Here is a 9,309-nt window from a genome sequence, read left to right on the forward strand (position 1 = left end):
GAGTGGTGGTCATTGGTTTATGATTCCTATTAAGTTATCGAGGTACGATTGATGATGTCTCTATCTTAGAGAGTTTGTATCGGTTTGTAAAGGGGTTTAACGATATTGTTACTTATGCCATTGATAAGCTGAGGTTATGCTAAGTTTATAGGGTTTTCTGACCAAGTTTTCCTTTTGGGGAGTACGTCGTCAGGGGCCGATGTTAAATCAGGTCATACTTCATGTTTATGAAAAAAACCTAGATCTCGAACTCAGGTTAGACTAAAAAGGGAAATTTAATCATAATGGCGGTTGTCCTGACTATGGTAGAAAAAGTTCGTAAAACCGAGGCGGAATGGCAGGCCCAGCTAACTCCCGAACAGTTCCAAGTTACCCGCAAAAAGGGAACAGAACGGGCTTTTACTGGTAAATATCACGATAATAAAGAAAAAGGTATTTACAAATGTGTCTGCTGTGGTACGGAGTTATTTGCTTCTGACAGCAAGTATGATTCGGGTACTGGTTGGCCGAGTTTCTGGACTGCTGCTAACGAAGCTAATATTAAGTACGAACGAGATGTTAGTTTTTTCATGGTGCGGACAGAGATTGTTTGTGCCGCCTGTGATGCTCATCTCGGTCACGTTTTTAATGATGGTCCACCCCCGACGGGAAAACGCTATTGTCTCAACTCTGCCGCTTTGCAGTTTGAAAAAAATCCCTAAAGCAAAAAGAGGTCTTTCCAGACCTCTTTTTTTAAGTTCTAGTGGCAGCCAATTACAGTAAACCTGTATTAGTCCCCGGTTTGCCAGTAGCTAACTGCACTTTGACAATTTTGCCGCCCATTTTCATGATGCGTTGTTGCTCACGAAACCAATTATCGTAGGGAACGAGTTTGGTAAAATAGGTATTTTGTAATTCCCGTTGTGTCCGAATGCGGCTTTGGCTAGGAACACAAGCGGTGATTTTGAACATCCGCATGGATTGATTTCTCCTAATCGCTGAAAAACTTGTCGCTCAAACTAACGAAGGCTTTTTCTAAAATAACAAAGGTCGGGAGTCAAGGATCAATACTAGCTCGTCAAAACCTATCTTGGACAGATTCAGCCTTTAAAGACCTAGCACTCATCCTCGGCTTCCCGAACCCTATTTCGTCCGAGTTCGTTACTTCTAGCTTAAGCCAGAGCTAATGTAGTCGAAGTAAATCCCCATTTCTTTACCCGCATCAGCACCAACTAAACTAGCGGTGACTTCTTTCATCGCTTGGATAGCTTGAACGGTGGAGGAGATGGGTACACCTAAAGAGTTGTAGGTTTCTTTCAGGCCGTTGAGAACGCGCTCGTCGAGAATAGAAGGATCTCCAGCTAACATAGCGTAGGTAGCATAACGGAGATAGTAGTCGAGGTCACGGATACAAGCGGCGTAACGGCGGGTGGTGTACATATTACCACCGGGACGGGTTACGTCAGAGTATAACAGGGACTTAGCCACAGCTTCTTTAACGATACCGGCAGCGTTGGCGCTAATGACACTAGCGGCGCGCACGCGCAGTTCACCGGTGGCGAAGTAGCCTTTCAGTTTGCCGAGAGCAGAAGCGTCAAGGTATTTGCCTTGAACGTCAGCAGAGTTGATAACAGAAGTAATTGCGTCTTGCATGGTGGTTCTTCCTTGGGTTTTGCTTAATCTTAAGAGGTTTACGGGGGGTGTGTCTAGAACAATTCACAAAGGAATTATTCTACGACATAGAGCCGATCACGTAATCGAAGTAGGAAGAAGCTTCAGAAGCATCGTCAGAAGACATAAGACCAGTAGCAACTTCTTTCATTTCGCGAACGCTTTGAGCTACGGCACCGATGTCGGTTCCTAAAGATTTGTACATTTCACGCACACCGACCAAACCGATTTCTTCAATCGGGGTGACATCACCAGCAACTACTCCGTAGGTGATTAAACGTAGGTAGTAGTCCATGTCACGCAGACAGGTAGCGGTCATTTCTTCGCCGTAAGCGTTGCCACCGGGGGAAACGATGTCAGGACGTTTTTGGAATAAGCGATCGCCAGCTTGTTTGACGATGGTTTCGCGAGCGCCGGTCAGGGTTTCAGCGATGCGTAAACGAGCGGCACCACTGCCAACGAAGGCTTTAATTCTGTCTAGTTCGCCGGGGCTGAGGTAACGAGCTTCAGCATCAGCATTCACGATCGATTTCGTGACGATACTCATTGATGGATTCCTCCCAACTAAGTGAGATTAATAAACTTAATCTGACATTTTATAGCAGTTGTGGTCACTACGCTTAAGTTATCTCGTTTCCGCCTCAGCGTCTCAAGACTTCCCTAGCTAGAGCGACCTAACGCAACTATTTTGCGGCATCTGGTTCACCTTCTCACTATTTTCTTAATACTTTTTAACATTTGCCCTCACAAGGGAGTGAGGAAGTGGGGAAGTGGGGTGTGGGGAGACCACTTCGTGCGCGTTGCGGGGGGGGGAATTATGAATTATGAATTATGAATTGGGGAGAAGGGAGCGGGGAGCAGGGAGCAGGGAGAATAAATAAAACAGTCTCCTGTCTCCTATCTCCTATCTCCTGACTCCTATGTACTGGTTTACCCTAGCCAATTAATTGCCCCTTTAATCCAGTCTTCTGGCTGAGTATTTTTACTAAATAAAGCATCTTGACCAAGGACTGCTATGGCTCGATCAATCTCGTCTTGGCTGTATCCTAAAGCTAAAAGGGTCATCTGCACATCTTCGAGGATGTCCGCTGCCGGTAACATTGCCGTGGTTGTCGTCGTCGCTTCTTTTAGCTGTCGCCATGCCGCCAATTTAGTTTTTAACTCTAAAGCGATTCTTTCTGCTGTTTTTAAGCCGACTCCGGGGGTTTTGCTCAAAATTTTGGTATTTCCTGTCACTATCGCCACCACAAGTTCCTCAATCCCCAAGGTATCAATTAAAGCTAGGGCTAATTGCGCCCCAACTCCATTGACGGAAAGCAGTTGACGAAACAGATCTCGCTCTGGGGCGGTGCCAAAACCGTATAATAAGGGCTGGTCCTCGCGAAGGAGTAGGTGAGTAAAAATCTGACAATTATCACTGTTATCCTTGCCCATGTCTAGGGCTAATCGCGAGGGAATTTGGATTTCGTAACCGATCTGGTTTACGTCTAAAATCAAGATCAGTCGGTTATTCGGGGTTTTGATCACCTCGATCGCTTGTCCGCGTAAATAATTAATCATTAATTTAGTTCTCCTACGAAAATAACCGAACCACAGCAATGACGGTTTTTACTCCCTGAAGGAATGCCGGAGAGATTTGCAGTTTTGTTACAATTGTTAACAGAAGTGAATGGCGTAATTGATAACCTAATCTTCTTGGCGTTAGTCCCCAATAATTGGAGAAGATACAAAATGAATGGCAACATTAGAGTCGGGAATCTCTTTGGAATTCCCTTTTATATTAATCCTTCTTGGTTCTTTGTTCTGGGGTTAATTACCTTAACCTATGGGGGAGAATTAAGTCAGTTTCCCCAGTTAACGGGAATCCTGCCCTGGCTCTTAGGATTTTTGGCCGCTATTCTTCTATTTGCCTCCGTGGTTGCCCACGAATTAGGTCATAGTTTTGTTGCTATCGCCCAAGGTATTGAAGTCAAATCAATTACCCTCTTTTTATTCGGTGGTTTGGCAACTCTCGGCAGAGAATCGAAAACTCCTCTAGAAGCTTTTCTAGTAGCAATTGCTGGCCCTTTAGTTAGTTTACTGCTCTTCGGTATCTTCCTAATTATTGGTTCCAATATTAGCTTAAATGCGCCCATGGCGGCGATTCTTTCTCTGCTTGCCTATATCAACCTCGCCCTGGGGTTATTTAACCTGATCCCCGGTTTACCTTTAGATGGTGGTAATATCCTTAAAGCCATCGTTTGGCAAGTAACGGGTAATCCCAATAAAGGGGTTTTATTCGCTAGTCGTTTCGGTCAATTTTTTGGTTGGTTAGCGATTGTCATCGGTGCGCTATCAATTCTCGGAATCAGTCAATTTGGCAGTTTTTGGACGCTATTAATTGGCATTTTCCTCCTACAAAACGCCGGCTTTTCCGCTCAATCAGCTAAGGTTCAAGATTTCCTAAGTCGCTACACCGCTAAAGATGTTATCTCTCCTAATAGTCCTGTAGTTCCGATTAATTTAACCCTGCGCGAGTTTGCTAATAATTATGTTATCGGTAAACAACAATGGTCTAAATTCCTAGTTACCGATAGCGAAGGTAAACTATTGGGGGTGATTAATGTAGAGGCTCTAAAAACGATTCCCACTTCCCAATGGACAGAGGTAAATATCGGCCAGTTATTACAAACTAGCGAAAGTCTTAAACTGGTTTTGTCTCATACTTCCCTCCTAGATGTGGTGAAAATTTTGGAAGGCGAAAATTTATCTCAAGTGACAGTGGTAGAAGAAAACGGCACGGTTTTGGGATTAATTGAGAAAGCTTCTATCCTTACTTTTCTCGCTCAAAAAACCCAAAGTCAAACCGCTTAATCAGTTATCAGTTATCAGTTATCAGTTATCAGTTAGGTAAATGTATTTTTAACCTCAATATTCTCACAGAATTTTTCTAGTATCTCCTGATACCAAATCCAGTTATTAAAGACTGATTATTTATTCCTCCTGTTGCCTTTTGCCTGTTGCCTATCCTCATAAGTAGCCTGTACTCAACGAAGTTAGTATGACTATACTAACTGTCGCATTACTTGCCACAACTGCTCGTATTCTTGCTCAGTTGCTGGCGATAAAGGGTTTAGAAAATCGCTTTTTTTGATCGCTTCTGGATTGACAAGTAAAGGATTATTTTTGATATCTGGGGGAATTTGGTCGGGATTTTCAGTGGGAATTAGGGGGGATAATCCAGAGGTAAATAAAGAGATTTTAGTGGCGGATTCTGGTTGCCAACAAAAATCAATCCATTGCTGGACAAGAGAATTAGGAGTAGTTAAAACTGGTTTTACCCACACATCTGACCAGAGAGAAGTACCGGAGTTGGGGACTACAACTTTAATTTTCTTATAGCGATCGCTCACTGGTAAAATATCATTAGACCAACCCACAGATAGCCAGATATCACCGAGTATCAGGGGTTGTAAATAATATTGAGAACTATAAAATTTTACCTGTTTTTGTAAAGCGAATAGCTCGTCTTTTAGTCCCGTAACTTGTTTTAAATCACTGGAATTATAAGAATAACCCAATTTTTTTAGGGTTAAACCGATGACTTCGCGACGATTATCAATTAGGGCAATTTTACCGGTTAATTCCGGTCGCCATAGATCGGACCAATCCTGTGGCCGCCAGTCAAATTGAGCGAATTTTTCCTCATTATAGGCAATTACTGTCATTCCCCAACGGTAGGGCGCACCCCAGACTTTACCCTCTGTTTGCGGTTGTCCTTGAGCATTGCGAGTCATGTTTTCTTGCCAACGGGGGGGCAGTTTTGACCAATTAGAAAGTTGAGAAGTATCTAGGGGTTGAATTAAACCGTTAGTAATCGCTTTTCCTAGCCAAGCATCCCCTAAAGTAACTAAATTACCGATAGCTGGGTTTTGTTCCCTAAAAGGGATAGGAATCGGAAATTGTGAGCCTGGTTGTTCCTGATTTTTTAACCATTTTTCCAACAATTTTAATAGCTCTTTCAGCTGCCTTTCCGACTGAAAATTGACTTTTTTTTCGGCAATAGTTTTCTGAAAATCTGTTAGTAATCGCGGCGGAATCGAACCGGACAGGAGAACAATGCTCGGCTCGCCGCTTCCAGAAGCGCAGCCATTTAAACCCCCCGCTAAGGCGATTGTACCTAATCCTTGCAAAAAAGAACGTCTGTTTAACATATCGCCCGCCGATTCTCAACTTTAACAGTAATAATTGCCAGTTTCTAGCCTTGAATTATTATAGGACGATTTTTAACGGTAAATTTGACCTCAAGTGCTGGCTGGGAATATTGCTACAATCAAGGAGAAATAAACCAGTTTAAGCGGGTTCCAGTAGACTGAAGGTCATTTTTGTTAAAAAAGTTATTTCTCTGGGTGTTATGATTAATTTTGAGGCAATACGGAGAATTTTTTGACCTATGACCCCTGAATTAATCACTTTCGGTCGGTATCTCGCGGGTGAATTTGAAAATCAACGGCAAGCGCAAGCGGAACCGGTGTGGTACGTTCACCTGCGTTTATGGTTGCGTCCGCTGCTTTTATTTCGGGAAGACAGCATCGCTCTTTTTGCCGAACAGGCCAGTATAATCAATTTAGACCAACCCTACCGACCGCGACTGTGGCGATTAACGCGCTCGGAATCGGCAGGGTTAGAGGTTAGGCATTATATGTTTAATGACCTGAAATCCGTGCAAGGTGCGGGCAAAAATCCCGATATTTTGCGAAAAATTAGCTTAGAAGACCTAACTTTCCTGCCTACTTGCACTTTAGCGGTCCAAGTCCATACTCTCGCTGATAATCAATACCAGTTTATCGCCCAACCGCAACCGGAACAGCGCTGTCAATTCACCTATGAGGGTACAACCTATCAGGTGGCTTTAGGTTTCGAGGTCACGAGTCATAGCCTAAAAACCTACGATAAAGGTCTAGATCCCAGCACCAGTAAGGGAATTTGGGGCGCTCTGCTCGGTCCCTATCAATACGAGAAAAAACGGGATTTTTCGGCAGAATTGGAGGTGTGAGGAAGATTGCATCACATTAGGTCAAAATGACGGCAGATGACACCGCAAACAGCCGCTAAAGCGGTAATTCCTAAAGCTGTACCGATGTCTTGTCCTTGATTGACGGCAAAAGAAGTGACGATTCCTGCACCTAAACCGGCTGTGATTGCCGCTCCGAGAAAATCTTTATCTGAGTTTTTATACATAGAGATAAGGCCCAATTTCGACAAAATCGTGCTTTTTACCTTATCATCCTCTTTTGAGCCACTAATCACCCGGAGGCGGAATTGCAATCAAGCTTTAGATTTAGCCACGTTTCTTAACATTAAGTCGGGTCAGATAGATAGGAGGTAAAATCGATGAAATTAGCTAAAATCTCTTTTTCTGGCTTTTTAACGCTGATTATCTCCCTTTTGCTAATACTGAGTTTTGTTAATGCCAGCAAAGCACAATCGGATACGGCGGTAAGATCGGAGTTAATTAGTCTTCGCAATCGAGTCGAGCGCCTTGAAAGTCAGGTCCGAGGAATAAGCATCCGCGGGGAAAATGCCGCTCCGATTCCCCAACGGCGATCGGGAACGGGTATAGTAAATGGGGAAGTGGTCGGGGAAAGTGACCCACTGTTCCAGCGTTTAGCCACTTTAGTAATTGAATTAAAGGAAGATTTAAAAAAGCTAGAGCAACGGGTGCAAATCTTAGAAAAAGAAACCGTTAGCCAGAAATCGTAGTCAATTGATGCTATAACGATCGAAAGTTAAATTGATATCAACTATGCAGTTAATTGATTATGTAATTGTGCTGCTTTATCTGGCAGCAACCCTAATAATCGGGATTATCGCCGAGAAAAAAGCTTCTCAAGGTCTAGAATCCTACTTTTTAGGTAATCGCAATTTGCCTTGGTGGATGTTAGGGGTGTCGGGAATGGCAGCTAACACCGATTTAGCGGGAACTATGGTCATTTCTGCCCTAATTTACGCCGTCGGACCCAAAGGATTATTTATCGAAATCCGCGGCGGTGTCGTCCTAATTATGGCCTTTCTCATGGCTTTTATGGGCAAATGGAATCGCCGGGCCCAAGTTATGACCATGGCGGAATGGATGCAATTCCGTTTTGGAACTGGAAAACAGGGGAATTTTGCCCGAATTATTAGCGCCGTCGCCACTCTCTTATTCTCTATCGGTGCGATGAGTTATTTCTCGGTTGCGGGGGGGAAATTTTTAGGGCAGTTTCTGGGTATGGATGATCGTCTTGCTTCGGTGATATTAATTCTTTTAACCTTGATTTATACAGTGGCCAGTGGTTTTTATGGTGGGGTAATTACCGATTTATTTCAAGGGTTTCTGATTTTTGTGGCGGTAATTTATGTATCGACAGTGGCCTTTTTTACTGTTAATCTTCCCGATAGTTTCACGGTGGCAATTCCGGGGGCAGCGGAGCCAAAAACTTGGAATTTAAGCGACTGGGCTAGTATTTTTCCCTCCCTGACTTTGGATTTACCCGGAGATTATGCCATCTTTAATTTGTTTGGTGGGGTGATTTTCTTTTATTTAGTTAAAACCATCATCGAAGGTTGCAGCGGCAGCGGTGGTTATATGTTACAACGATACCTAGCCGCCAAAAGCGATCGAGATGCCGGTTTATTATCTTTATTCTGGATTGTTCTGCTTTCTTTCCGTTGGCCTCTAGTCACAGCTTTTGCTGTTTTAGGCATTCACTACGGTTTAACCGAAGGCACGATTACAGATCCAGAAAGAATTCTGGCCACGGTCATTACTCAATACATTCCGGTGGGGATGAAAGGGTTATTAATTGCTGCTTTTTTAGCGGCGGCTATGTCCACTTTTAACGCAGTTATTAACGCTAGTGCTGCCTATTGGGTCAAAGATATCTATCAAGCTTTTTTGAAACCGAATGCGGGAGAACAGGAGTTAGTTTTTCAAGGTCGTTTGGCCTCGGTTTTTGTGGTAGTAATTGGCTTAGTTTTGAGTTTTAATATCCAAAATGTCAATGATATTTGGGGTTGGTTAACCACGGGATTAGGGGTAGGATTAGCAGTTCCTCTCCTATTACGTTGGTATTGGTGGCGCTTTAATGGTTATGGTTTTGCTGTGGGAACTTTAGCGGGAATGATTGCGGCTATTGCCTCACAAGCGATAATTTTACCTTTCTTCCGTCACAGTCAATATCAGGAATATATTCTCTTTCTTGTGCCGAGTTTGTTCGCTTTAGCTGGCTGTATTATCGCTACTTTGTTAACTCCTCCCACCGATAGTTTAGTTATGGAAAATTTCTATAATGTTACCAGACCTTTTGGCTTTTGGGGAGAAGTTCGTCACAGTGTTAAACCTAATCTACAGGCAAAAATTAAAGCGGAAAATCAACGGGATATCATCGCCGCTTTTCTCACCGTTCCTTGGCAATTAGTCCTGTTTATGATGGGTATTGTTTTAATCATCAAGCAGTGGCAAAGTTTGAAGATTTTGGCTTTGGTTTTTCTTTTGCTTTCTATCGGTCTCTATTTTACTTGGTATCGCCACTTATCTAAGGAAATTACTGTCACTAAAGACCGAGATTTAGGTTAATCAGTTCAGGAGACAGGAGGCAGGAGTCGGGAGATAGGGTGATGAGGTGATAGGGATTGGGA

The 9,309-nt window shown here is 43.3% G+C and carries 11 protein-coding genes; 5 read left to right on the forward strand and 6 right to left on the reverse strand.

Features of this window, described 5'->3' with window-relative positions; genetic code table 11:
* The first annotated feature begins 284 nt into the window (after positions 1-284).
* On the forward strand, positions 285-701 hold the full coding sequence (gene msrB / locus MICAI_RS07295) for a peptide-methionine (R)-S-oxide reductase MsrB (RefSeq protein ID WP_008199763.1): 417 nt from the start codon (positions 285-287) through the stop codon (positions 699-701).
* A 52-nt stretch (positions 702-753) separates the two neighbouring features.
* Here the strand turns inward: msrB and MICAI_RS07300 are convergent, their stop codons facing one another.
* The 4 genes from MICAI_RS07300 to ruvA all read right to left on the reverse strand — a co-directional run bounded on the left by MICAI_RS07300 (position 754) and on the right by ruvA (position 3,210).
* Complete coding sequence (locus MICAI_RS07300) at positions 754-957, reverse strand: phycobilisome linker polypeptide (protein WP_002739162.1); 204 nt, start codon at positions 955-957, stop codon at positions 754-756.
* 189 nt (positions 958-1,146) lie between these two features.
* On the reverse strand, positions 1,147-1,632 hold the full coding sequence (apcB, locus tag MICAI_RS07305) for an allophycocyanin subunit beta (protein WP_002738786.1): 486 nt from the start codon (positions 1,630-1,632) through the stop codon (positions 1,147-1,149).
* Positions 1,633-1,711: 79 nt separating this feature from the next.
* Complete coding sequence (locus MICAI_RS07310) at positions 1,712-2,197, reverse strand: allophycocyanin subunit alpha (protein ID WP_002739012.1); 486 nt, start codon at positions 2,195-2,197, stop codon at positions 1,712-1,714.
* A gap of 383 nt (positions 2,198-2,580) precedes the next feature.
* On the reverse strand, positions 2,581-3,210 hold the full coding sequence (gene ruvA / locus MICAI_RS07315) for a Holliday junction branch migration protein RuvA (RefSeq protein ID WP_008199771.1): 630 nt from the start codon (positions 3,208-3,210) through the stop codon (positions 2,581-2,583).
* Positions 3,211-3,273: 63 nt separating this feature from the next.
* Between ruvA and MICAI_RS07320 the strand changes: the two genes are divergently transcribed.
* The gene (locus tag MICAI_RS07320; protein WP_008199773.1) at positions 3,274-4,503 is read left to right on the forward strand and encodes a site-2 protease family protein; all 1,230 of its coding nucleotides are present in this window, start codon (positions 3,274-3,276) and stop codon (positions 4,501-4,503) included.
* Positions 4,504-4,694: 191 nt separating this feature from the next.
* Here MICAI_RS07320 and MICAI_RS07325 read toward each other — a convergent pair whose 3' ends face one another.
* Positions 4,695-5,843 carry a substrate-binding domain-containing protein gene (locus MICAI_RS07325; RefSeq protein ID WP_008199774.1) on the reverse strand — a complete coding sequence of 383 codons (1,149 nt, stop codon included), beginning with the start codon at positions 5,841-5,843 and terminating at the stop codon, positions 4,695-4,697.
* Between the two features lie 239 nt (positions 5,844-6,082).
* Between MICAI_RS07325 and MICAI_RS07330 the strand changes: the two genes are divergently transcribed.
* Positions 6,083-6,685 (forward strand): chromophore lyase CpcT/CpeT, encoded by a 603-nt coding sequence (locus tag MICAI_RS07330; protein ID WP_008199776.1) that lies wholly within the window; start codon positions 6,083-6,085, stop codon positions 6,683-6,685.
* 11 nt (positions 6,686-6,696) lie between these two features.
* Here MICAI_RS07330 and MICAI_RS26325 read toward each other — a convergent pair whose 3' ends face one another.
* Complete coding sequence (locus MICAI_RS26325; RefSeq protein WP_002739017.1) at positions 6,697-6,870, reverse strand: hypothetical protein; 174 nt, start codon at positions 6,868-6,870, stop codon at positions 6,697-6,699.
* Between the two features lie 153 nt (positions 6,871-7,023).
* Between MICAI_RS26325 and MICAI_RS07335 the strand changes: the two genes are divergently transcribed.
* On the forward strand, positions 7,024-7,392 hold the full coding sequence (locus MICAI_RS07335; RefSeq protein WP_008199779.1) for a hypothetical protein: 369 nt from the start codon (positions 7,024-7,026) through the stop codon (positions 7,390-7,392).
* 43 nt (positions 7,393-7,435) lie between these two features.
* Positions 7,436-9,247, forward strand: a complete 1,812-nt coding sequence (locus MICAI_RS07340) for a sodium:solute symporter family protein (protein WP_008199781.1) — start codon at positions 7,436-7,438, stop codon at positions 9,245-9,247.
* Positions 9,248-9,309: the final 62 nt, after the last annotated feature.

Origin of the sequence: Microcystis sp. T1-4, from assembly GCF_000297435.1 — a bacterium.
Lineage (GTDB): Bacteria > Cyanobacteriota > Cyanobacteriia > Cyanobacteriales > Microcystaceae > Microcystis.